19 protein-coding genes and 4 pseudogenes are annotated in these 22,381 nt (G+C 60.2%); 12 read left to right on the forward strand and 11 right to left on the reverse strand.

What is annotated here, in order from left to right; translation table 11 throughout:
- Positions 1-557 (forward strand): IS66 family transposase (locus AX692_RS04900; RefSeq protein WP_155646260.1); only part of this gene is annotated, 557 nt, incomplete at its 5' end.
- 310 nt (positions 558-867) lie between these two features.
- On the opposite strand, the gene AX692_RS04905 is transcribed toward AX692_RS04900, so the two are convergent.
- The 5 genes from AX692_RS04905 to AX692_RS04915 all read right to left on the reverse strand — a co-directional run bounded on the left by AX692_RS04905 (position 868) and on the right by AX692_RS04915 (position 6,468).
- Entirely contained in the window at positions 868-1,431 is a 564-nt protein-coding gene (locus tag AX692_RS04905; RefSeq protein WP_067404477.1) for a DUF1254 domain-containing protein, read from the reverse strand.
- A complete protein-coding gene (locus AX692_RS18860; protein WP_081095142.1) occupies positions 1,425-2,051 on the reverse strand; it encodes a DUF1214 domain-containing protein in 627 nt (208 codons plus the stop codon). The genes AX692_RS04905 and AX692_RS18860 overlap by 7 nt, the downstream gene beginning before the upstream one ends.
- Before the next feature lie 61 nt (positions 2,052-2,112).
- Entirely contained in the window at positions 2,113-4,350 is a 2,238-nt protein-coding gene (locus tag AX692_RS04910; RefSeq protein WP_073981421.1) for a TonB-dependent receptor, read from the reverse strand.
- 118 nt (positions 4,351-4,468) lie between these two features.
- Positions 4,469-5,791, reverse strand: a complete 1,323-nt coding sequence (locus tag AX692_RS19500) for a hypothetical protein (protein ID WP_155644782.1) — start codon at positions 5,789-5,791, stop codon at positions 4,469-4,471.
- Positions 5,788-6,468, reverse strand: a complete 681-nt coding sequence (locus tag AX692_RS04915) for a GntR family transcriptional regulator (RefSeq protein WP_073977357.1) — start codon at positions 6,466-6,468, stop codon at positions 5,788-5,790. Before AX692_RS04915 ends, AX692_RS19500 begins: the two co-directional genes overlap by 4 nt.
- A gap of 158 nt (positions 6,469-6,626) precedes the next feature.
- Here AX692_RS04915 and AX692_RS18865 point away from each other — a divergent pair, with 158 nt between their 5' ends.
- Complete coding sequence (locus AX692_RS18865) at positions 6,627-7,685, forward strand: serine hydrolase domain-containing protein (RefSeq protein ID WP_067404494.1); 1,059 nt, start codon at positions 6,627-6,629, stop codon at positions 7,683-7,685.
- A gap of 475 nt (positions 7,686-8,160) precedes the next feature.
- On the opposite strand, the gene AX692_RS18870 is transcribed toward AX692_RS18865, so the two are convergent.
- Positions 8,161-8,370 carry a helix-turn-helix transcriptional regulator gene (locus tag AX692_RS18870; protein ID WP_081095145.1) on the reverse strand — a complete coding sequence of 70 codons (210 nt, stop codon included), beginning with the start codon at positions 8,368-8,370 and terminating at the stop codon, positions 8,161-8,163.
- A 78-nt stretch (positions 8,371-8,448) separates the two neighbouring features.
- Between AX692_RS18870 and AX692_RS04925 the strand changes: the two genes are divergently transcribed.
- Positions 8,449-8,892, forward strand: a complete 444-nt coding sequence (locus tag AX692_RS04925; protein WP_230959510.1) for a hypothetical protein — start codon at positions 8,449-8,451, stop codon at positions 8,890-8,892.
- Positions 8,873-9,493, forward strand: a pseudogene (gene traN, locus AX692_RS04930) (conjugal transfer protein TraN); the annotation flags it as partial. The gene AX692_RS04925 and the pseudogene traN, both read left to right, overlap by 20 nt.
- Positions 9,494-9,578: 85 nt before the next feature.
- On the opposite strand, the gene AX692_RS04935 reads toward traN, so the two are convergent.
- On the reverse strand, positions 9,579-11,375 hold the full coding sequence (locus AX692_RS04935; protein WP_073973154.1) for a recombinase family protein: 1,797 nt from the start codon (positions 11,373-11,375) through the stop codon (positions 9,579-9,581).
- Between the two features lie 148 nt (positions 11,376-11,523).
- Between AX692_RS04935 and wecC the strand changes: the two genes are divergently transcribed.
- Positions 11,524-12,828, forward strand: a complete 1,305-nt coding sequence (wecC, locus tag AX692_RS04940; protein ID WP_230959511.1) for a UDP-N-acetyl-D-mannosamine dehydrogenase — start codon at positions 11,524-11,526, stop codon at positions 12,826-12,828.
- A gap of 38 nt (positions 12,829-12,866) precedes the next feature.
- Positions 12,867-13,976, forward strand: a complete 1,110-nt coding sequence (gene wecB, locus AX692_RS04945; protein ID WP_067404530.1) for a non-hydrolyzing UDP-N-acetylglucosamine 2-epimerase — start codon at positions 12,867-12,869, stop codon at positions 13,974-13,976.
- Positions 13,977-14,087: 111 nt separating this feature from the next.
- Here the strand turns inward: wecB and AX692_RS18875 are convergent, their stop codons facing one another.
- Both AX692_RS18875 and AX692_RS19505 read right to left on the reverse strand, forming a co-directional pair.
- A complete protein-coding gene (locus AX692_RS18875) occupies positions 14,088-15,017 on the reverse strand; it encodes an IS1595 family transposase (RefSeq protein WP_196489946.1) in 930 nt (309 codons plus the stop codon).
- 1 nt (position 15,018) lies between these two features.
- Positions 15,019-15,978, reverse strand: a complete 960-nt coding sequence (locus AX692_RS19505; protein ID WP_155644781.1) for a hypothetical protein — start codon at positions 15,976-15,978, stop codon at positions 15,019-15,021.
- Between the two features lie 693 nt (positions 15,979-16,671).
- On the opposite strand from AX692_RS19505, the pseudogene AX692_RS20785 reads away from it, so the two are divergent.
- The 6 genes and pseudogenes from AX692_RS20785 to AX692_RS20465 all read left to right on the forward strand — a co-directional run.
- Positions 16,672-16,764: pseudogene (locus AX692_RS20785) on the forward strand (sulfate adenylyltransferase small subunit); the annotation flags it as partial.
- Positions 16,764-18,677 carry a sulfate adenylyltransferase subunit CysN gene (gene cysN / locus AX692_RS04960; protein ID WP_067404541.1) on the forward strand — a complete coding sequence of 638 codons (1,914 nt, stop codon included), beginning with the start codon at positions 16,764-16,766 and terminating at the stop codon, positions 18,675-18,677. The pseudogene AX692_RS20785 and the gene cysN, both read left to right, overlap by 1 nt.
- Before the next feature lie 20 nt (positions 18,678-18,697).
- Complete coding sequence (locus AX692_RS04965) at positions 18,698-18,958, forward strand: DUF2061 domain-containing protein (RefSeq protein WP_067404544.1); 261 nt, start codon at positions 18,698-18,700, stop codon at positions 18,956-18,958.
- Positions 18,955-19,719 (forward strand): 3'(2'),5'-bisphosphate nucleotidase CysQ, encoded by a 765-nt coding sequence (locus tag AX692_RS04970; protein ID WP_067404547.1) that lies wholly within the window; start codon positions 18,955-18,957, stop codon positions 19,717-19,719. The genes AX692_RS04965 and AX692_RS04970 overlap by 4 nt, the downstream gene beginning before the upstream one ends.
- Positions 19,720-19,967: 248 nt before the next feature.
- Positions 19,968-20,621 carry a S24 family peptidase gene (locus tag AX692_RS04975; protein ID WP_155644780.1) on the forward strand — a complete coding sequence of 218 codons (654 nt, stop codon included), beginning with the start codon at positions 19,968-19,970 and terminating at the stop codon, positions 20,619-20,621.
- A pseudogene (locus AX692_RS20465) lies at positions 20,551-20,709 on the forward strand (ArdC-like ssDNA-binding domain-containing protein); the annotation flags it as partial. The gene AX692_RS04975 and the pseudogene AX692_RS20465, both read left to right, overlap by 71 nt.
- Here AX692_RS20465 and AX692_RS04980 read toward each other — a convergent pair.
- Together AX692_RS04980 and AX692_RS20790 are read right to left on the reverse strand one after the other, a co-directional pair.
- Positions 20,673-21,023, reverse strand: a complete 351-nt coding sequence (locus AX692_RS04980) for a PepSY-associated TM helix domain-containing protein (RefSeq protein ID WP_073973150.1) — start codon at positions 21,021-21,023, stop codon at positions 20,673-20,675. The pseudogene AX692_RS20465 and the gene AX692_RS04980 overlap by 37 nt on opposite strands.
- A 487-nt stretch (positions 21,024-21,510) precedes the next feature.
- A pseudogene (locus AX692_RS20790) lies at positions 21,511-22,071 on the reverse strand (tyrosine-type recombinase/integrase); the annotation flags it as partial.
- Positions 22,072-22,381 lie beyond the last annotated feature (310 nt).

The raw sequence follows: 22,381 nt of genomic DNA on the forward strand, positions 1-22,381 counted from the left end.
GCTCGGCCCGCAAGAAGAGTCGCGGACAGAGCGCCGCCATGATCTATCCGATCGCACTCGAAGCCGTGCAGCGCCTCGACGCCCTGTTCGACATCGAGCGCGGCATCAATGGCAAGAGCCCGGCCGAGCGGCTCGCGGTCCGGCAAGAACTCAGCGCGCCGCTGATGGCCGAGCTCCACACCTGGCTCACCGAGCAGGTCGCCAAGCTGTCGCGCGGCCATGACCTCACCAAGGCCTGCTTCTACATGCTCAAGCGCTGGGACGCGTTCACGCTCTTCCTCGACGACGGCCGCATCTGCCTCACGAACAACGCCGCCGAGCGCGCGCTCCGCTGCATCCCGCTCGGCCGCAAGGCGTGGCTGTTCTGCGGATCAGATCGCGGTGGACAGCGTGCTGCCGTCATCTACACGCTCATACAGACCGCCAAGCTCAACGATGTCGATCCGCAAGCCTGGCTCGCCGATGTCCTCGCGCGCATCGCCGATCATCCCGTCACCACGCTCGATCAGCTGCTGCCCTGGAACTGGGCGCCGCGCTCCGAAGCAATCGCCGCCTAAACCGGGCTACGCGCCGACCAGCATCACACCGCGGCCTTCACCGGACGGATACCTCCCGGCGATCTGTGACATATGAGGAGAGATAGCGTCTGGCAAGGCGATTTCCGGTTGGAGAGAAGCCTATTTGGAAGGTTAACGAGCCACTTATAAGGAACGGAATATTCATGCGAAATAATCAATGCAAAAACTTTGCGATGAATTGTTCAAATATTTCCGAAATTTTGTTTCATGGATAAAATAGATTTATGTATCTATTAAAAATTGATGTTTCTCGTAAAAAATTTTTTCCTTATTTTACATATTACAATAATTATTTAAGTTTGTAAGGCAATAGGTCACAGATCATTGCATTCTGATTGGCAAGGATAGGTTCAATTTCGTCCTCGTCCGGCAGAAACCGGCGGATCAGGACGATTCCGGTATCGCTCGGAGACTCGATCATGATTGCGCCCTCTCTCTCTTGCACTTGTCGGCCTGCCGCGAAGATCACGACATCAAAACTGGGCGATCGCAGATCACGGTCGTTTAGAACGAATATGTTGTCAGAATTGTGCTGGAAGACAGACAGCGACCAATAGCGCGGGCTTGTCGTCACGCCGGTCAGCCGCACGGCACTTTGAGAAACATCGTAGGCCATTGTGGTCGGCAGAATATCAGGGTTCGGACGCCGGATCCTTCCGACCGTGGGGGTTGGATCGCGCCTGTGGACGCAAGTGTTTGCGCCGCCACCCGCCTGTCTCACCCTGCTCTCTATGTGTGTCATCACTTCGCGCGGTGTCTCATGAAGGATGTGCGAGCGCGTCGCGATGAACGCCACAGCAGAGGTGGCCGTAAAGGCCAATGCCGGCAAGATCCAAGATCTGCGCGTCAACACGATATGCGATCGAGTCTAGGCAGATTGATCTGGGGCAATTGAGCTCGAAGTCCATCGGATGGATTATAAAGGCGCAACAGAACCTCCGCATAGCCTTCATCATGCTCATGCAGCGGCAACCACGTCGGCTCTGCGCTAGGCGCGCCCGACAGCCAAATTTCCCAGTTCCCCTCTTCATCTTGCGGGACCTGCGTACTGTTCCAGCCGACCTTGCCCATCGGCTTGCCATCGTGTCCCGGAATGAAGTCCTTAGTAGTATCGTCATACACTGTGATCGACCACCACCGGGTGTCGAGCGCGGTCCCGCGGAGCCGGTAACGGCAGCGCGACGATATTCTCTCTCCCTCGCTGTCGACACTTGTAGCGAAATAAACGGTCTCGCTCGCCTGCAAGCCAAGCGGGCCAGCAAGCGCGAGCCGGGCGCGCTCCAGAGGCGTCATACTGCTTGACCCGACCGTTTGCGAGAACGCCCAATTGCGATGAAAGGCAAGGAACGCATCGGCATTGGGCCTATCAGGCGCAATTGTGCGGCTTGTGTGGATGACGCCAGCGCTTGTGCCAACAGCCAATCCTGCAAGCGCGCCCATCGCGGCGAATATCCAGTGCTTACTGCCAGCCACGTTCTTGACCTCGTCGTGCTTGCCAAGCCCTAAATCGCGACCCGATTCGCAAAAACGGACCCTACCATCTGAAACCAAGCTCGACACCGATCAGGCGGGGCTGGCTATAACGGTTGATCGTCGCTGTCCTAGCGACACGATAGACCTGATCGAAGACGTTGTTGGCGAACGCGGTGATCCTGACCGGACCGGTCTCCACGCCAGCGCGGATATTGACCTGCTCGAAGTCATCAAGATCGAACGATGTCGCGGTCAATTCCTGTGTGCCGCCCCATTGACCGCTAAACAAGATATTGCTGGTTAGAGTAACGGCATTTGAGACTGGGTAGCGGACATTAAGATTGGCGGAAGCCAGCCAATCCGGCACCTGAGCAAGATCAAGTCCGTCAAACCCTCCTGACGTGACTTCGCCATCCTGACGCGATCCACTCAATGCTAATCGCGCAGTCCCGCGCCCGATCGTGAACCGCTTATTTAACTCGGCTTCAATACCATAGCTTCTCGCGTCGCCCGCATTGGTGAGAAAGCTGACCGGATTGACCGGACAGACCGGACTGCCAATGAAGCATCCGTCGTCGACTTGCGCTATCAGGTCATCCTGCTGGGTGTAATAACCGGCGACGGCAAAATAGAAGCCCGTCCCGGGGGAGCCTTTGATACCAAGCTCGTAACTTGTCGAAGTTTCATTATCGAACAGCTCCTGTGCGGGCATCGGCGCGCGCTCATCGCTTAAGCGGGTATTGAAGCCTCCTGCGCGATAGCTGGTGCCAACCTTACCATAGGTGAGAACTTCGGGTGTGACTTCAAATGCGAGGGTTGCGTTGAAAGACAGGTTGTCGGAGTTGATTGAAGCATCGATGATCCGGCTTGGGCCGCCAAATGGCAGCCCTGTGCCAAGATCGAACGCCCTTGAGGATATGCTGCGATCGTCGTGAGTGAAGCGCAGTTCGCCCGTGAAGTTAAGGCGTTCTGTAATGTCGAAGCCTAGAGAGCCGTATGCGGCGTAGCTTTCGAATTCGAGCGAGGATGCGACGATATTGCCGATCGATGGGTTGGGTACGGTCGGCGTTCGGGTCGTTGTCACCGAAAAGTTGCTGTCGAGAATAAGCAAATCGACACCCAACAGCCAAGTCAACCGCTCATCTACCGCAGTGCCGGTAAGGTGCAGATCCTGGTTGAAGTTCGTGGTCTCGTCCACAATAAACGACCCACTTTCCGGATCGATTGGTGCTGTGACCAATCCGAGTCCGCGTATCCGAGCCAGTTCCGGAGCGGAAACGCCATCATTGTCGAAATCAAATTCCGAGTCTCGAACCCGATAGAGCGATGTCGATTTAAGCAACGCGCCGCCGAGATCGAGCTCGGCAATGGCCTGAAAAGAGTCGATATCCTGAATTGCACGAGGTGCAGTGCTCCACGGATAGGTGAACTGTTCCTGGGTATAGCCGCCGGGGAATCCGGGGCGACCCGCAGGAATGTCGACCTGGAAGTGGATATTGGGCGTAGTCAGGTCCTGCGTTTCCGCGAGCAATACAAGATCGAGTGGCCCGCGGTCGAAGCGAAGTTGACCGCGGATACCATAGCCATCTTGCTGATCGAAAAAGACATCGTTCACCGGATTGAAGAAGAAACCGCCGTTCTGTTCCACGACGTCGCCGGAAAAGCGCACGGCGACGCCATCGCTGAGCGGCAGGTTTATGGCACCCTGCGCCTGGAAGCTGTTATTTTCGAAACCGTAGCGCACGTTTGTAAAGCCGGAGAGTTCGAATTCCGGTCGGGCAGAAATGATGTTGATGGCGCCGCCCACGGCGTTGCGTCCATAAAGCGCCCCTTGCGTCCCGCGCAGAACCTCCACCCGATCGATGTCGACCAGATCGAGCCGAGAGAAATTTCGGCCTCCAAAGCCACCCCCGCCGACGTAAGATCCGTTGCGATACAGCCCGACACTCGGATCGCCATTGGTCGCCCGCGCCGTGGAAGAAGCACGGATCGAAACCTCCGATGTTATCGATGAATTCAGGTTGTTGAACCGGACACTCGGCTGGTCAGCGAGCAGTTCACCAGTCGTGAAGGCTCCGCCGCGATCCTCAAGTGACCCGATGCCAATGACCGAAGCAGCCGTCGGTACATCGGACAGGCGTTCTTCGCGACGCCGCGCGGTCACGATGATTTCGCCTTCTTCTTGCGCTTCATCGCTATCGCTTTGAACGGGTTCTGCGGTGTCCTGGGCGCTCAGCGAAGTTGGAAGCACAGCAATCCCTGCGGCTGCGGCTAGCAGCATTTTCCTCGTCACAATCATGTCATCCTCCCCTGATCCCAATTCTCATTATTATTGATAATTTCATTATTATCGATAATTCTCACGCAGCGCGAAGGATGTCAAGGCGGCCGATGGCCAACCGGTGAGTCCGAAACTGTCAAAAATGCGTTAGAGTCTCTTCGACCAGCGCGCGAAATCCGCGCGCGGCATCGCCAAGAGCGGATGGGCTGATTGTGCGCATATCGTCGCTCGCGACGTGATGGAATCGATGTGCGCCGAACACACCGGCAACCGAGGTATAGCCGGCCGCAATGATCTCAGCCAATTCTCCGGCTGCGCCAGATTCGAGCGAATAGGGGACTTCAAGGCCAGGCTGCCCGGTGAATATCCGCCTTGCCGACTCGATCACGTTGTCGGAAACCAGCAAGAAGCGTTGCGGATCGGCGCTTGGCAGAGGAAACAGGTCGCCGGGTACTTCGTGCCAGTCTCGCGTTGCTACATTGGCACCCAGATGCAGCCAGAACGCGGTTTCGCTCGGTGATGGTGCATGATCTCCAAGCACATGGCTCGCGCCAAGGTTTTCGTATTCATGCCCACTGTTGCACACAAAAAACAGATTGTGCCGCGTGCAGGCGCGCGCAGCCCATTCAGCCAATGCCAGCCAAATCACGATCCCGGGTCCGCGCTCGCCAACGCAGGCTGTCCATCCTGAGCGCGGGGTAGATACGGCCAGCCACGGGAGGCCTTCGGCGCGCTCAAGGCGCGCGATGATGTTGAACGCCGGTCGGCTGGCACGATGCGCATCAATCTGCAAACGCGCCGTTTCACCGCGTCTTGCGCCGTCGCGGACCGGATCGGCATTCTTTGGAGCCAGAATCGCAACCGGCCCCGCGAACATCGGGTCCCCGGCTGGAACATTAAGCGCGATCGCCTGTCCGGTTGGCCCGTTGGTGATAAGGATCGCTGCCGCACAGCCTTCGGAAAATGCCGCCCGCACTGGCTCGCGGATTGCGGGGATGTCAGCCTTGGACCAGCGCCGGTGAGGCAAATCAATTACGGCCAGCGCCCCTGGCCGTACGTCAGGCTCCCCGAGTTCCCGGAGTGGCCCCGCGATCCCCTCGCGCGGCGTAGTTAGTGAAAGCGCTAGAGGCAGAACCGGGATCTCTCGCGGGCCAATCTTGATTGCGCTGCGAGCGACCTCGAAATGAGGCACACGGAACATCTGGCGTTCGACCGCGTAACCGCTCCGCATCACGCGCTCAGTGAGCCAGTCACCCACCAGCGAATCTCCCGACCCTCCGGCTCGCTTGTCGCCGGCTTCATGATAGGTAGCCATATCGGCCATGAGGTCTGCCTCGGCAGCTTTGATGCCCGATGCGGTCTGACGATTGCTGACTGCGGAGACGGAGGCATTGGCAATCAAGGAGGCACCAAGCCCCACTCTCAGAATATTGCGGCGACTTGCCTTGACCATGGTCATTTTCGCTTCTTGCGGTCGGTGTTGCGTTTGGTCTGGGCGTGGGTGCGGTGATATTCGTCCAGAGCTCCTGCAAACATGGTTTGCGATACCCCGATCAGGTCGCGCGCCGCCTGTTCAGCGGCATCGGCGTCCCGCTCGACCAACTTCAAGCACAGCTCTTCGAAGATGTCGGCTGATCGCAGGCCAGCCGCGTTGTCCTGCCGGTCGATATATTGGTGCGTGAACACATTGTGTTGCCAACGGGCAAGCAGCGCCAGCCGATCGATCAATTCTAGCGCGAGTTCTCCGCCGCACCTCTTGGCGATGTATCGGCCAATCCGGTTTGAAACCTTGAGGTGTTCGAAAGTGTCGTTGGTGTTCTCCACGACCGCGCGGTATTGCTTGATTCGGTGCAGCAATTCGCGACCGTCTGGTTCGCTCATTTCCATGCTCGCAAGCCGACAGACTACGCCGAACAGAGCTTTCCACAGTTCGTAGACCTCGTTCGCAGCGTGCTGATTGATCTCGATGACATGAGCGCCCCGCCAAGGGACAATCCGGATGAGGCCAATCCGCGCGACATGGCGAAATGCCTCGCGCACCGGTGCGTGCGAGACGTCGAACCGCAAGGCGATTTCGCGCTCCCGGATCCAGGTGCCGGGCGGTATCCGCCATGCCACGATGTCGTCGATCAACATTCTGGCGATGTTCATATCCTGCGTCGAGGTTTCGGCAGGTGCCGGCGGGGTAGGAGCCATGAAGTCGATTTTCCCGAATTCCAGAAAGCTCTGGCCTGAGCTCGCTCGTTGTGTATTATTATCGATAATTCTTGAGAAGGCAATTGGGGTCCAGGGACATGATCGCAGCGGCAAATCGGTTACTGGCAATGCGATGCGGCGCAGCAGGTGCCCTGACGCTCCTGATTGCACCAGTAGCCAAGTCTCTTGCCGCGGACGCTGATGCTGCCGACGATTGTGCCGAGGCAGTAGCCTATTCGGACGAACATCGCGGCTTGTCGGTCCTTGTCCTTAAAGATGGCGAAATTGTGTGCCAGTCCGGCGGCGATACAATTGAGCGGCCCCATGAATTGTGGTCCGGCACCAAGAGTTTCGTGGGTGTGATGTTTGCTGCAGCGGTGCAAGAGGGGCTGCTCGCGCTTGACGAGAATGTTTCGGATACGATCGTCGAATGGCGCAATGATGAGAAGAAACGAGGCATCACAATTCGTCACCTTCTCTCGATGACCAGTGGTCATGAGAGCCGGATTGGCCGACCTCAAGGCTATCGCGCATCGCTTGGCGAGCCAGTGATCACCGCACCTGGTGCAAGTTTCCAATACAGCCCGACCCCGATGCAGATCGCAGGTGAGTTGCTGAGCCGCAAGCTGGAGGCGGCAGGCGAACCGTCGAACCCTATTGTTTATCTTAGGGACCGCATCCTCGGTCCGCTTGACATCAAAGTAGCTCAATGGCGTAGCGGCCCTGATGGTAATCCATTGATGCCGCAAGGCGCGGTGCTCTCGGCGCGGGATTGGGCCAAATTTGGAGAATTCATTCGCAGAGAAGGGAAAATTGCAGGTCGCCGTGTAGTCGATCCAGAAGCCTTCGCAGCCCTATTTCGCGGCAGTGACGCCAATCCTGCCTACGGACTTACATGGTGGCTGCCGCGAACGCCGCTGAGCCCTGATCGCATTACAGAGACCATCGATCTCACCCTACATACCGGATCAGTCCCAGCGGACGCCGTCATTGCAGCAGGTTTTGATGGTCAGAGGCTCTACGTGATCCCCTCCAAGGGACTGACGATCGTGCGTCAGGCAAGCATCGATCCTGCAGCGCTACGTCGCAGGAACAACGATAGCGAGGACAATGGTTGGTCTGACACAAAGTTTCTCAGCTTTTTCGTTGAGCCCTAGCGCCTTAGACAACCGGTGCTCAGCCAAGAGCGGTAACCTCGTCCACCACAGTGACTTCCCTGACCACTTTGTCCTTATCAAGTATTACCGAGCGCCTTAGAGAGGTCGGGATCGAGCCCTTGGTGGGCATCCATATGTACGACGAAGCCAGTGCCTTGGCCGAGACCACCAGTGAGGTTGACAAGGACGATTTGATTCACCGCCGCACGCCCTAGTGCTCGTCTGACACTATCGAATACGACACTCTCGAATGGCTCGACTGGTTCAACGAGAGGTGACCGCTGACGCATATTAACAACATCTGGCCTGAAGAGGCGGCAGCACGACGCTGTGCCATGCTAGACGAACGTCCAATGGCGGCACAATTCACGCCAAAGAGCCTCCAACAATTCGCGGACGGTTCATTTCGCTGATCAACTTGTGCGAGAGATTCTTCCTGCTGCAGCGGGCCCCGCAGAATTTCGTCCGATTGCTTCTAACTCTTATTCTCGGCGACGGATCGAACCCACTCGTTGATCTCCGTTTCTACCCAGACCGAGCATTTGGGCCCCAGGGTTCGGCATTTGGGAAAACGACCCTCGCTCATGCGCTGATAGATCGCCGAGCGGCGAAGTCCGACGCGGTCCATGACCTCAGGCAGACGCAGTAGACGCGGCGGTGGCGCGCACCCGCACCTGCCTCGCATCCGGAACAAGCGGAACACCCCGCGCCTTCGCCGGTCGCCGAGCTCAACGCCCGCACAGCGCGCCGCCAGAAGCTGCTTATGGGCGCAATCGGTGCTCTCGTTCTCGTGGGCGGCAGCTGGTTCATTCTTGGCGGCGACGACAAACCCGCCGGCAGTGATCCTGACGCTGCACAGACCATCGATACGGCCGGCGTCGTCAACCGCGACCTCGCCAACCGCGAGTTCGTTGCGACCTACAGCAACCGGATCGATGCAGTGACCCGCGAGCAGAAGGCGCTGCGCGATGCGAGCGTACCGCGCAGCGAGATCGAAGAGCAGCTGGCGGCGCTCAAGGCCGAGAACCAGGCGATGCGTACCGACGGTCAGGCGGCGATCGATGCAATCTCGGCCGAGAATGCCGAGCTCAGAACCCGGCTTGCCAGTCAGCCGCCTGCCCCGCTCCCTGCTGCTCCGCCGCCGGCCTACAGGCGGCGAACTCCAGAACATCGTAGCGACGCGGGACGTCACCACCAGTCGCGATGAAAGCCGCTGCGCCACCTTCGCAGCGGATGCCAGCTGCCGCGAGGCCACCGAGGCCTGCTCTGACAGCGATCCGGTCATCCGGATCATCGACGGTGTTGCCGTGACACAGCCCTGCTGGGCTTGGGAGCGGCAGTTCACCTGCGCACAATATGTCGAAGCACAGGACTGCCAAACCCTCGAGACGACCCCGGGCTGCGCGCTGGTCGGCGAGGAATGCCTCTCAGGCGAGCCCTGTCGCACCTGGGAGCGGGTCTATGACTGTCCGGTTCCCGATCAGCCCGGCAGCCCAAACCAGTTCATCTGTGACGGCGACGTCTATTGCATCGATGGCTCATGCGAGACGATCGAGCGCGAGGCGAACGACGAGTTCAAGGATGCCGTCGTCGCATTGAATGCGATGGACCAGGCGCGCCGCGAGCTCGACCCCGACACGCTCACCCTGTTCAAGGGCACCCGCAACACCTGCTCCTCCAAGGTCTTCGGCGTCCTCAATTGCTGCAAGGGCAAGGGCTTTCCGCTGATCCCCGGGATCCAGCTCCTTGTGAGCCTTGGCTGCAGCCGCGAGGAGATGCTGCTGCATGAACGCGATGCCAAGGGCCTGTCTTTTGGAGGCAGTCTTAGGCGAGCGGATCGGCGTTGCGGACGAAGAGTTGGAAGTGATCGGGCCGCTGTTGCCACCTGTCGGGTCAAGTCCTGCCGGTGACTGCCGACGGCCAGAGCCCCCTGCCATAGAGTTCCCGCCTCGCCAGGGTCCGCTCTGGCGAGGGAAAACCAAAGAGTTTGCGCTGCACAGCCCAGCTCGTGGGCACGTTGGAATTGAGCAGCGCCTTGCGGTCGAGGTCCGCTGGCTGCGTGCCATCAATGATCGCAGTTGCGATATCGGGCGCGAGATAGTTCAACCTTATCAGACGAGCAAAATGCGTCGGTCTGCATCCTTGCATCTTTGCGAGATCCTCGATCCCCAGTGCGCGATGTTCATCGACGAGCATCTGCGCGCGCCTTGCTTCTCTGATAAGTCCGACCAGCTTCGGGTCGGGGTTCCCTTGGCAGTCTCCTGAACGCGGATTGATGTGCAGCGAAGGCCATCGTTCGGCGGTAATGGCCCGGACATCTACCTCGAGAACGTAGCGGGCATCGCTGCACGGCCAGTCCGACGGCCTTCCTTTGAATGCCGTTTTGCAGTCCCATCCCATGAGTCGGCGCAGTTCAAGCGACCGAAAGGTGATCGCGACAGTCTCTTCAGCGACCTCAACGCGGTGCAAGAGAGCAGAAAACATACCTGGCAGCCATTCCGGACGTGCATTCTCGATCATCCTTGCGACCGCCTTCCCGCGATGGGCCAACTGGTCGAGGTCATCTCCGAAAATGCCGAGACCCTTGAATGCTGCCCTGAGCTTGGCCCTGTCACTGAGGAAATCGCCAACCGCAGCCAGAACAGTCCGGTCAAGATTATCCGCATTGCAACGATACGCACGGCGGAACTCGACCTGCGACCAGGCCGCATTGCTCGACACATAGGCACAATAGGTCCGGCCGCGCTGCCAGTTGAGATCGAGCAGCATGTGCCTGCCAAGATCATCCCACAGCAAGCCGGCAAGAAAGTGATGGGTCTCCTTGGCATGAGGCGAGCGCTTCTTGCGCTCCTCGCTCAATGCTTGGGCCGCCGCCCATGTTTCCTGGCTTATCAGCGGATCATGGACGCCCTGGTAGGTTGTGCTGTGGCCGCGGATCTGGCCGACATAAATCGGATTGCGAAGGATGCCGTATACGGTTCCGGGCGACATCGGGGTGCCGCCGCGCGCGAGACCCCCACGCGACAGCTTGACCGAGCTGCAATAGCCTGCCTCGCGCACGGCCGTCATCACCGAAGTGTATCGCCGGGTCCTCAGGAACTCGGCGAAGATGAAGCGCACGATCCTGGCCTCAGCTTCATCCACACGAAGGCCGTCCTTGCCAGCGACATAGCCAAATGGCGGCAGGCCGCCGTGGATGCGTCCATGACGTTTTCGGGTACGGATGCTGTCGCGGACCCGCTCGGCAATCAGTTCGCGCTCGAACTGCGAAAAGGTGAGCAACACGTTGAGAATCATCCGGCCCATGCTGTCGGAGGTGTCAAAAGCTTGGGAGATTGACACGAGCGTGATCGATTGCCGGTCGAACAATTCGACCAGACGGACGAAATCGAGCAGACTACGGGTAAGTCGGTCTATCTTGTAGACGACCACCGCGTCGACTTCCCCCGCCTCGACGTCCTGCATCAGACGGGATAGCGCCGGGCGCTCAAGTCCGCTACCGGAGTGTCCGCCATCGTCATAGTGCTGTGGCAGTTCAACCCAGCCTTTGTATTGCTGGCTCTTGATGTAGGCGCTGCAGATCTCTCGCTGGGTGACCAGCGAATTGACATCGTGCGCGAGACGTTGCGTTGTGCTCTTGCGGGTGTAGATCGCGCAGCGCTTGATCGGCAGGCTTTGCTCGGTGAGCATCTTCAGGTCTCCTGGTGCGTCAGGTCCCTGATGAACCCGCAGCGGCGTCGCGTCTAACCAAGAGATGATGGTAAAATCGCGGCAAGCCTAACGCGATTTTAAGCCCTTTGCGGCCATCACCCGTCCCGGACACCGGGACGAAGACCGCATGAACGCTCCTTTCGATGCCACAGCGGCGCTCGGGCGCAAGGCCCTCGCGCATCCCGCGCCCGATCATCAGGTCGCGGTGATTGGCCTCGGCTATATCGGCCTGCCCACCGCCGCGTTGCTCGCTTCCTACGGGTGGAGCGTGTGCGGGGTCGACGTGTCGCAGCGCGTGGTCGACACGGTCAACGCGGGCGGCGTCCATATCGAGGAGCGCGATCTCGACAAGCTGGTGCACGATGCGATCACCGCGCGGACGCTGGTCGCATCGACCGAGGTGCCGACCGCGAGCTTCTACATGATCGCCGTGCCCACCCCGCTGGGCGAAAACAACGCCCCCGACATCACCTATGTCGAGGCCGCCGCGCGCGCGATCGCGCCCAGGATCCTGCCCGGCGCCTGCGTGATCGTCGAGAGCACCTCGCCGGTCGGCACCACCGAGAGGGTGGCGCAGATCATCAGCGAAATGCGTCCCGATCTGGTCGTGCCCCAAGACGGCGGCGACGATGAGGCGGACATCGCGCTCGCCTATTGCCCCGAACGCGTGTTGCCCGGGCGGATCGTCAACGAACTCGTCCACAACGACCGCGTGATCGGCGGCGTCACCCCGGCCTGCGCCGAGCGCGCGGCGGTGCTCTATACCAGCTTCGTCAAGGGCGACTGCCTCTACACCACCGCCCGCGTCGCCGAGACGGTGAAGCTGGTCGAGAACTCGTTCCGCGACGTGAACATTGCGTTCGCGAACGAGCTTTCGATGATCGCCGACGTGATCGGGGTCGACGTGTGGGAGGTGATCCGCCTCGCCAACCGCCACCCGCGCGTCAACATCCTCCAGCCCGGCCCCGGCGTGGGCGGGCATTGCATCGCGGTCGACCCGTGGTTCCTCGTGGCGGGCGCGCCCTCGGCCGCGCGGCTGGTGCGCACCGCGCGCGAGGTCAATGACCACAAGGCGGTCCACACCGAAGGCAAGATCCGCGCATTGCTCGATGCGGTGCCAGGAGGCACGGTCGCGCTGCTCGGACTGGCGTTCAAGCCCGACATCGACGATTTCCGCGAAAGCCCCGCGCTGGAGATCGCCGAAGCGCTTTCCCATACCCACGGGGAGCGCATCCTGGTGGTCGAGCCCTTCACCGAAGAACTGCCCAAGGCGCTCGAAGGCACGGGAGCGCGGCTGGTCACCCTTGACGCAGGCCTGAGGCAGGCCGAGATTGTGGTGGTGCTGGTCGATCACACCGCCTTCAAGCATCTCGGCCACGAAGACCTGGTCGGCAAGCTCGTGTTCGACACGCGAGGCATGCTGCGGTTGTGAGCAGCGAGCGAACGCCGGGCGGGGGCAGGCCTCGCATCGTGGTCACCTTCGGCACCCGGCCCGAGGCGATCAAGATGTTCCCGGTGGTCTTCGCGCTGCGCGAGACCGGCCTGTTCGATGTCAAGGTGGTGGTCACCGCCCAGCACCGCGAGCTGCTCGATTCCGTGCTGGCGCTGTCCGGGATCACGCCCGACGTCGATCTCGACCTGATGCAGCCCGACCAGTCGCTCGACGGTCTGGCAAGCCGCATTCTGACGCGTTTTGGGGAGGTATTGGACGGGTTGTTGCCTGATCGTGTGCTGGTACATGGCGACACATTGACCACAATGATGGCAAGTCTTGCGTGCTATTTCCGGCGCATTCCGGTCGGCCATGTCGAGGCGGGCCTGCGCAGCGGTGACATCTATTCGCCCTGGCCCGAGGAGGTGAACCGCAAGGTCACCGGCGTGATCGCCGATTGCCACTTCGCCCCGACCGAAACCGCCGCTGCGGCCTTGCGCGCCGAGAACGTGCCCCAGAGCGCGATCCATGTCACCGGCAACACGGTGATCGACGCGCTGCTGTTCGCGCAGGCAAGGATCTCCGCAGACCCCTCGCTCGCCCCGATGATCGCACCCCTGAAGGAACGTTTCGCGGGCAAGCGGATCGTCGCGGTCACGGCGCACCGGCGCGAGAACTTCGGCGCCGGGATGCAGCAGATCGCGCAGGGACTTCAATCGCTTGCGACGCGGCCCGATGTCGCGATCATCTGCCCGGTACACCCCAATCCCAACGTCGGCGAGGTGCTCCGCCGGGCGCTGTCCGGGTTCGACAACATCGCGCTGATCGACCCGCTGAACTATCTCGATTTCGTTGCGATGATGGCCGCGAGCGACGTCGTCCTCACGGATTCGGGCGGGATCCAGGAGGAGGCCCCGAGCCTCGGCAAGCCGGTTCTGGTGATGCGCGACACGACCGAGCGCCCCGAGGGGGTTGCGGCAGGAACCGCGCGATTGGTGGGCGCGAATGCTGCTGTAATTGCAGCGGAAACCTCACGTCTTCTGGACGACCAAAGCGCTTATGATGCCATGGCCCGCGCGCACAACCCCTATGGCGATGGCATGGCAAGTGCACGGATTGCCGAACTTGTTGTCACCATGCACTTATGAGACAAAGCTTCGCGCGCGGATTACAGTGGTTACGCGATCTTCAGCCCTTCTGCCTTGCGAAAAGGTATCAGAAACTGAGCTGGTCTTTCACAGGCCTCAATCGTTTATGGCTCAATTGTCCTCCATAGGGGACCAATCAAAACGCGATTCGAGAACGCGATTCTCTTCTGAGTCATAATACGGGAAATTCGATATAAGCTCTTCGAATATGGCCTCTTTTTCTTGACGCCGATTATACTTAAATTCGATTTCTGCAAGAAAACTCCACATATGTATTCGCGAAACTTGCCTTGCTGAACGGAGCATACGGCGGACTGTCGACCAGTAGGCCTCGATATGGTTGGTGGAGTGGCCCCTAAAGTCATGAAAGGCGACGGAATGGTTGACTTGGACGTGATCAAAACCATGCTGGCCCAGCGTCCGGTAGCCTGGCAGCATGTCGGTCACGACCTTTGAACCGGGCATGACACGGGCGACAATGTTCGGAATGAGGGTTCCTGACGTTCGGTCTGGCACTATTGCCGACAAAACCTTACCCTCGCATGCCAATCCAAAAACGATAACGGCATCGTTCGGCTTCCCTGCAGTACTAGCAATGTAGCGGAGATGCACCTCATCAATATGGACGGTCTTGCCCTCGCCCCCAAGCTTATCTGGTCGCGCCATAGCTGCCATGTGCACCCTGATCATCCTGCAGAGCCGATGCGAGCTGTTGTGACCGATCCCAAGTTGCCTTCGGATAAATCCTGCGCGCATTCCGGTCGACGTGTTGGAGAACAGAAAAAAGGCATAAAACCATGCCATAAGCGATAGGTTGGACCGATACATAACGGTGCCCTTGAGCGGCGAAACGTGTTTTCCGCAGGCATGCCGCCATTTCTTGGTACCCTTGATCCGCGACCAGTGACCATGCTTTCCGCAGCCCGGGCAAGGCGGATGGGTCCCAAATCTAGCGTCGAAAATGTGCTGCAGACACGATTCTTCGTTCGGAAACCGCTCGAAGAACTGCGCAATTCCGAGGGGCTTTGACTTCCCTGCCATTTCAGTTCTCCCGGGTTGCTTGGGTGCCAAGCGGCAGGCCATACCCTATGGTCAAATCAGGGAAGGCGCTAATCATGTCCCAATAGGTCTGCGCCGACCGATTTCGACGATTGTAGCGGAACAGAAATTCACCGAGGTAGAGCCATAGATGCGTACGCGATGCATACTTGTGGTGCGTCTGGAAGGGCCAGAGGAAATAGGATAGGAAGCCCTTGATCGCATCTGACTCTTGAGGATGGTCCGTGAAGTAGCACGGGAGCATGGTTGCTCGCGGTGGCCGGGAACCATAATCGGAAAACAGCCGGTGCGTGCGGTAGCAGGTCGTGCGCAAATCGCCGTGACCAGGCACCATTTTCGCAACAGCCTGGAGCGCAAATCTCTGACGGGAAGAACCGATTACCTGACAATCGACCTTGCCGTCCCGTGCGGCGAACAGGATATTGGCACGATTTTGGCCGGAGGTGCCTGAGCGTACACGGCGCAGGTTCTCCACCCTCACTTCGATATCCTGTCCTGGCGAAGCAATTGGTGTCATGCGTCCCAACTCGGACATATGCCATCGGATCTTATGAGCCATGAGGAAGGCCGCGCGATAGCTAATCCCGAGATGGCGCTCGAGAAAACCTGCATTCACACCCTCGTGCGAATTGGCAAAGTGCAGCATCGCATAGAACCAGAGCCGAAGGGGCAGCCTGGTGCGATGAAAAACAGTGCCTGCAAGCGGCGAAACAAGTGCACCGCAGCAATCCAGTACATATTGCTTGCTCTTTCGGCGGTGCCAGCTCCTGACGCCGCCACACTTGTGACAAGGGAGGCCCTGGCCGAACCGTGTGTGCATCACATGTTCAAGACAAGCATCTTCTGAGCCGAAACGCAGTGCAACCTCCTGAAGACTGGTGCCATCGTAGCCTGGGCGTGAAAGGCGCGATCGAACCGGCGCGTATCCTAGATCAAATGGCATTGAGGGGATCCTCCACTGACTTTTCGATGGGCTCGCGCACCTGCTGCACCGGCCCGCTTCAAGAACCCGCGCGTACGCATCGCCTGAATCTGCTATGAGCCTTTTCTGCCATCTTTACATAGTCGTTAGGTGCCGTTCGTTCATTCATTAAGCCGCTTCATCAAGGGTGTAGGCGGTGCTGCACCTCCCGGGATTCGCCGCGCCCACAAGATCGCTCGCACGGCATCGATGCTGGTCACGCGCCTGCCCGGTCCAACTGCACCACCTTTGTACCGAGTGTCGGCGCTTTCACGCCAAACGCATCGCCGGTGCTCCTCGTGGGTGCACGCACTTTAGGGCCTCAAACAGGCTTCCGCGACGAACCCGCCCAGGCACTTCCCGCGCGAACAGCCTCAAGTGCTGTTCCAAGCCGACGAGAAGCCTCACCATCGGCAGACAAAGGCAAAATTGCTTGCCGCACGGACAGTAGGCTATAGCTGAAAGCCGATGCGCAGTCTGATAGAGATCGAACGGCTTTACGCCGATAGGTTACACTTTTCGCCCAAGGCCGAAGCCGAGGCGAAGAGTCCGTTGATGCTCGATTCGGTAAGCAAGAACTCATCGATGATGCAGTGTTCGGCCCGCAAAGGGCGCCACGCAGCGCAGCAGCCTTTTGCGATGCTGCACTTTAAAGACAGCCGGGATTTGACCGACCTGCTCGCCACCGGATCCGAACGTCAGGGCCGCGCGATCGACAAGGGGCAGTGGGCGAGCATGGAAGACAAGAAGCAGGAAGGTTACTTCTGATGAACACCCCCTCCAGCTTCCAGACCGACGCGCTGATCGCCGAGGACATCGACGCCTATCTCGACCAGCACCAGCACAAAAGTTTGCTGCGCTTCATCACTTGCGGCAGCGTGGATGATGGCAAATCGACGCTGATCGGCCGGCTGCTCTATGATTCCAAGATGATCTTCGAGGACCAGCTTGCCGCGCTCGAAAGCGACAGCAAGCGGCACGGCACCCAGGGCGAGGAAATCGATTTCGCGCTGCTGGTCGACGGCCTCGCCGCCGAACGCGAGCAGGGCATCACCATCGATGTCGCCTATCGCTTCTTCACGACGGAAAAGCGCAAGTTCATCGTCGCCGACACGCCCGGGCACGAACAATACACCCGCAACATGGTGACCGGCGCCTCGACCGCCGACCTCGCGGTGATCCTGATCGATGCGAGGAAGGGCGTGCTGCAGCAGACGCGGCGGCATTCCTACCTCGTCCACCTGCTCGGCATCCGCCATGTGGTGCTGGCGGTGAACAAGATGGACCTGGTGGACTACGACCAGTCCACCTTCGAACACATCGTCGCCGACTATCGCAGCTTCGCCAAGAGCATCGGGATCGCCGATTTCACCGCGATCCCGATCTCGGGCTTCAAGGGCGACAACATCACCACCGCGCCCTCGGCCAACACGCCGTGGTATGACGGACCGGCGCTGATCGAGCATCTCGAGACCGTCGAGGTCGATGCGGCAGCCGCGCAAGCCCAGCCGTTCCGCATGCCGGTGCAGTGGGTCAACCGCCCCAATCTCGACTTCCGCGGGTTCGCCGGGCAGATCGCCAGCGGCACGATCCGTCCGGGCGACGCGGTGCGGATCGTGCCTTCGGGCAAGACCAGCACGGTCGCGCGGATCGTGACCTTCGACGGCGATCTCGACGAGGCGGTGGCGGGCCAGTCAGTCACGCTGACGCTCGCCGACGAGGTCGATTGCAGCCGCGGCGACCTGATCGCGGCCGCGGGCGATCCGCCGCAGGCCTCCGACCAGTTCTGCGCGACCTTCGTGTGGATGGACGAGGAGGCGCTGAAGCCGGGCCGCGGCTACTGGCTGAAGCTCGGCACGCAGACGGTTACGGCCACGGTCCAGCCGCCCAAATACGAGATCGACGTCAACAGCCTCGAGCACCTGGCGGCCAAGACGCTGGGCCTCAACGCCATCGGGGTGGCCGAGTTCGCCACCGACCGGCCGATCGCCTTCGAATCTTACACCGCCAACCGGCAGCTCGGCGGGTTCATCCTGATCGACAAGTTCACCAACGCGACGGTCGCCGCCGGGATGATCGAGTTCAACCTGCGCCGCGCGGACAATGTTCACTGGCAGCCGGTCGCGATCACCCGCGAGGATCACGCGGGCATGAAGAACCAGACCCCGCGGGTGCTGTGGTTCACCGGGCTTTCGGGCAGCGGCAAGTCGACCATCGCCAACGAGGTCGAAAAGCAGCTGTTCCTTATGAACCGCCACACCTTCCTGCTCGATGGCGACAATGTCCGCCACGGGCTCAACCGCGACCTCGGCTTCACCGAGGCCGACCGGATCGAGAACATCCGCCGCGTGGGCGAGGTGGCGAAGCTGATGACCGATGCCGGTCTGATCGTGCTGACCGCCTTCATCAGCCCCTTCCGCGCCGAACGCGAGATGGTGCGCGCGATGCTTCCGCAAGGCGAGTTCATCGAGATCTTCGTCGACACCCCGCTGGAGGTTGCCGAGGCGCGCGACGTCAAGGGCCTCTATAAGAAAGCGCGTTCGGGCCAGCTCAAGAACTTCACCGGGATCGACAGTCCTTACGAAGCGCCGGAGAACCCGGAGATCAGGGTCAACACCGTCGACATGGCGCCAGAAGAGGCGGCGCAATTCATCATCCGGCAGATCCTGCCGTTGAAGTAGGCGCGGCAAAGGGGGCGGCGATGTTTTTGTTCAGTGGACGCGAAGCGCATAGTCGCTCGATCGCAAAGGCGGTCAGCTGGCGCGTGCTCGGCAGTATCGATACGTTTCTGCTCAGCTGGCTGTTTACCAGCTCCGCCAAGGCCGCCGGCGCGATCGCGCTGACAGAGGTGCTGACCAAGATGGTGCTCTATTACTTCCACGAACGGGCCTGGAGCGGCATCCACTGGGGCACTGATGTCAAACGCGGGCAGACGGCAGCGCCCGGAGGAATGAGTGAATGACCGATAGTGAACTGGCCGCGCGGCTCGCCGAAGCCGCTGGGCGAATCCTTCTCGACGTGCGCGCCAGCGAAATGTTCGATGGTAGGGTGCTCGGCGCTGCGGGCGACGCAACCGCCAACCAGTTCCTGTGCCACGCCATCCGGCACCTGCGCCCGGAGGACGGTCTGCTCTCGGAGGAGGAGAAGGACAACCCGGCGCGTCTCGGCAAGTCACGGGTGTGGATCGTCGATCCGGTCGATGGCACGCGCGAATATGGCGAGGCGCGGGACGACTGGGCGGTGCACGTCGCGCTCGCGATCGACGGCGTCGCCGCTGTCGGCGCGGTCGCGCTGCCGGGGCTGGGTGGCGGGGTCGTGCTGCGTTCCGACCGGCCGCAGGCGCTCCCCGCGATGGCCGGGCCGCCGCGCTTTCTCGTCAGCCGGTCGCGGCCCGCGCGCGAGGCCGAAGCAGTTGCCGCCGCGCTCGGGGGAGCGCTGGTGCCGATGGGCAGCGCCGGCGCCAAGGCGATGGCCGTGGTGCGGGGCGAGGCGGAAGTCTATCTCCACTCCGGAGGGCAATACGAATGGGACAGCTGCGCGCCGGTCGCGGTGGCGCTGGCGCACGGCCTCCACGCCTCGCGCATCGATGGCAGCCCGCTGGTCTACAATCAGGCAGACACCTACATGCCCGACCTGCTGATCTGCCGCCCCGAATGGGCCGCGCGGGTGCTGGCCGAGGTGGCCCATCTCATCGACTCCACCGATCAGGGTTTTGAGGCGTAGGCGAGCTGCTGCGAGAATTGGGAAGCTCTCGAGCTTATGGTTGGCCTGTGCGCAACGGGATGCCGGCGAAGCGCAATCAAGGAACGTGAACCGCGCGAGGATATGAGGAGGCCAATTGCCGACTATGCTCGCGAAGTCCCAGCGCTGCCCTAACGCAATTCGATTGCGCCCCTTTTTTGATCCGGCTAGGAACGCCTCCTAGATATTCGAAGATAACTTCCTAGACTGGCGCGATATGGGATGGCAGCATGGACGACGCACGCAAGGCTCTCGACGAGTTAATCAAGAAGCGTGGGTGCAACTATTCTGAGATCTCGCGGCTGCTCGGGCGCAACGCTGCCTACATTCAGCAGTTCATCCGGCGCGGTAGCCCTAAGCAGCTGGACGAACAGGACCGCACGGTCCTCGCCCGCTTTTTTGGGGTGGAGGAAAAGGTACTCGGCGGCCCGGCGCGCCGCTCAAGTCCTGACGTCGACCTCGTGCACATTCCCATCCTCGATGTGGAAGCATCAGCGGGATATGGTGCGCTCGCCGGGTCGGAAGGCAACTCTGCCCAATTTGGTTTCGATGAGAAATGGCTGCGCCGCCTCACAGCCAGCAAGGCCTCCAACCTGTCGATTATCGGGGTCCTGGGGGACTCGATGGAGCCAACCTTGCACGATGGGGATGAAGTGATGGTTGACCTGGGTGACGGTCAGGCGCGCCTGCGCGACGGGATCTATGTACTGCGCATGGACGACATGCTGAGCGTCAAACGGATCGCGATCGAGCCGCAGGGCAAGCGGGTACGCCTCGCCGTTCTGGATGACCTACAATCAGGCCAAATCGCTCGGCGCGCAGGTCCGCAAGGGCGAGAAGTCGACCATTGCAATCTTCTACAAGAGCTACACCAAGGAGGTTGAAGCGCCCGATACCGGCGAGAAGACCGACGAAGCGCGCAGAGTGCTCAAGGACTATCCGGTCAGCCTTGCGCTGTGCGGGTCGGCATAGAGGACATCGAAACCGTCCAGTGGATGCTCGTAAACGACCCGGATCGGGAATTCGGGCTGGGCCGGATTCTGCTGAAGAAAGTTCAACCTGGCCCCAGGAATTTCGCTTTTCAAATTCGCCGCAATGGCGGTGAAATCCGGTGCGCCATCGACGTCTGCTGGCTCCACCTGCATTTCCGGATGCATGGCCTGTTGAAGCTCGTAGCGGAATGTCAGAACTGTCCCGGACAGGGCGACGAGTATGAATACCGCGGCGAAAGCGATTCCGCTCCATCGATGAAACCACAGGAAGAAGGCGTTGGCGGAGCGGAGCATGGTGAGGACCGATCAATCGGGGAAACGGGCGGTGCTGAGCACCGCTGATCGCATTCTGATAATAACACTGATTTGCAATAACAACCCTGAATTCGTCCTGCAAAGCACGATTATTCATCCGCCAAGCCGGGAGCCCGACCCTTGGCGCAAGCTCCCGATGACTGGCAGGCGAACGTCCGCAATCCACCCGATTGTGTTGAAAAACCCGGCGCTGAGATCGGGGCTGACGCGAGCCTGAGCGTCGCGCGGAGGCTTCGCCCCCGCTTATGTGGGGGCTGGGGTGGCTGGCATTGGGATCAGTTTGGCCATCTTGCGGAGGTTTTGGGCGGTAGCGGCGAGGAGGAACTCGTCTCTTGCGCCGTTTGGACCTCGCAGGCGCACCTTCTTCCTGGTAGTCTCGGACCTTCTCAATAAACGCGGGGAACTCAACAAGTGGCAAGCGGCTCATGTGCTTTACCCTTGGCCGTGGCTTCAGGGCGCCGCGGAGATTTGCTGTCGGATCACTGGAGGCCAACCCGCAAGCAATGGCAAACTGAAAGACCTGACCCACCCCCTGCTTAGCACGCCGGCTGATATCGAGCGCGCCGCGTGACTCTATCCGGCGTATCATCTCCAGAACCTCTGGCGCGGTGATCTCCTGAATCGGTCTTTGGCCGATGTAGGGGAACACATCCCGCTCCATTCGGGACCAGACACGATCGGCATGCGCCGGATCCAGTGCAGTCTTTCGGTTCTCATGCCAGCGGTTCGCGACGGCGAAGAAGGTGTCCCCTCCCTCCGATATTACTTGGCCCTTGGCCAACATCGGGTCTCTGCCTTCCGCGAGGAGGGCTTTAGCCGCCCGACGCTTTTCTCTGGCAGCTGCGATCCCCAATGCCGGGTAGGCTCCGAAGGAGAGCAGCTTCTCCTTGCCTGCAAAGCGGTACTTCATCCGCCAGAGCTTCGCGCCATTCGGCTGGACGAGCAGAAACAGGCCTTCGCTGTCGGCTAGCTTGTAAGCGCGCTCCAGCGGCTTGGCGTTCTTCGCTTGGTTCTCTGTGAGAGGCATGGGGGTATCGCTCCTTTCCGATACTCCGCGAAAATACCCCCAAAATACCCCCACACCAAATTTGGCTGCATGTGGAAGGCCATGGACGCATGCGGACGCGAATCACCCGCAACCCTCTACTTTTTCAGCGATTTTCGGATGAATTCGGAAGCATCTGGAAGCTTCCGGAAAGGCCTATGGTAGCGGAGGAGGGATTCACACGAAAAACATAAGATACTGATTTATAACAACGTTCTTGATCGTCGTGCCGATAATTCCGCTCAATCCACCCCCAATTTTACCCCTTCGCGACAGGCCGTGCCGAAATATC

Source organism: Erythrobacter donghaensis (assembly GCF_001557325.1).
Classification (GTDB): Bacteria; Pseudomonadota; Alphaproteobacteria; order Sphingomonadales; family Sphingomonadaceae; genus Erythrobacter; species Erythrobacter donghaensis_B.

What these genes read in the sequence shown, in the direction of transcription:
- AX692_RS04980 (WP_073973150.1), bottom strand. Translation starts at nt 21,023, where the DNA reads ATGCTCCGCTCCGCCAACGCCTTCTTCCTGTGGTTTCATCGATGGAGC.
- AX692_RS04975 (WP_155644780.1), top strand. Translation starts at nt 19,968, where the DNA reads ATGGACGACGCACGCAAGGCTCTCGACGAGTTAATCAAGAAGCGTGGG.
- AX692_RS04970 (WP_067404547.1), top strand. Translation starts at nt 18,955, where the DNA reads ATGACCGATAGTGAACTGGCCGCGCGGCTCGCCGAAGCCGCTGGGCGA.
- AX692_RS18875 (WP_196489946.1), bottom strand. Translation starts at nt 15,017, where the DNA reads ATGGCAGGGAAGTCAAAGCCCCTCGGAATTGCGCAGTTCTTCGAGCGG.
- AX692_RS04935 (WP_073973154.1), bottom strand. Translation starts at nt 11,375, where the DNA reads ATGCTCACCGAGCAAAGCCTGCCGATCAAGCGCTGCGCGATCTACACC.
- cysN (WP_067404541.1), top strand. Translation starts at nt 16,764, where the DNA reads ATGAACACCCCCTCCAGCTTCCAGACCGACGCGCTGATCGCCGAGGAC.
- AX692_RS04925 (WP_230959510.1), top strand. Translation starts at nt 8,449, where the DNA reads ATGGGCGCAATCGGTGCTCTCGTTCTCGTGGGCGGCAGCTGGTTCATT.
- AX692_RS19500 (WP_155644782.1), bottom strand. Translation starts at nt 5,791, where the DNA reads ATGACCATGGTCAAGGCAAGTCGCCGCAATATTCTGAGAGTGGGGCTT.
- AX692_RS04910 (WP_073981421.1), bottom strand. Translation starts at nt 4,350, where the DNA reads ATGATTGTGACGAGGAAAATGCTGCTAGCCGCAGCCGCAGGGATTGCT.
- AX692_RS04965 (WP_067404544.1), top strand. Translation starts at nt 18,698, where the DNA reads ATGTTTTTGTTCAGTGGACGCGAAGCGCATAGTCGCTCGATCGCAAAG.
- AX692_RS04915 (WP_073977357.1), bottom strand. Translation starts at nt 6,468, where the DNA reads ATGTTGATCGACGACATCGTGGCATGGCGGATACCGCCCGGCACCTGG.
- wecC (WP_230959511.1), top strand. Translation starts at nt 11,524, where the DNA reads ATGAACGCTCCTTTCGATGCCACAGCGGCGCTCGGGCGCAAGGCCCTC.
- AX692_RS19505 (WP_155644781.1), bottom strand. Translation starts at nt 15,978, where the DNA reads ATGCCATTTGATCTAGGATACGCGCCGGTTCGATCGCGCCTTTCACGC.
- AX692_RS18865 (WP_067404494.1), top strand. Translation starts at nt 6,627, where the DNA reads ATGATCGCAGCGGCAAATCGGTTACTGGCAATGCGATGCGGCGCAGCA.
- AX692_RS18870 (WP_081095145.1), bottom strand. Translation starts at nt 8,370, where the DNA reads ATGCGAGGCAGGTGCGGGTGCGCGCCACCGCCGCGTCTACTGCGTCTG.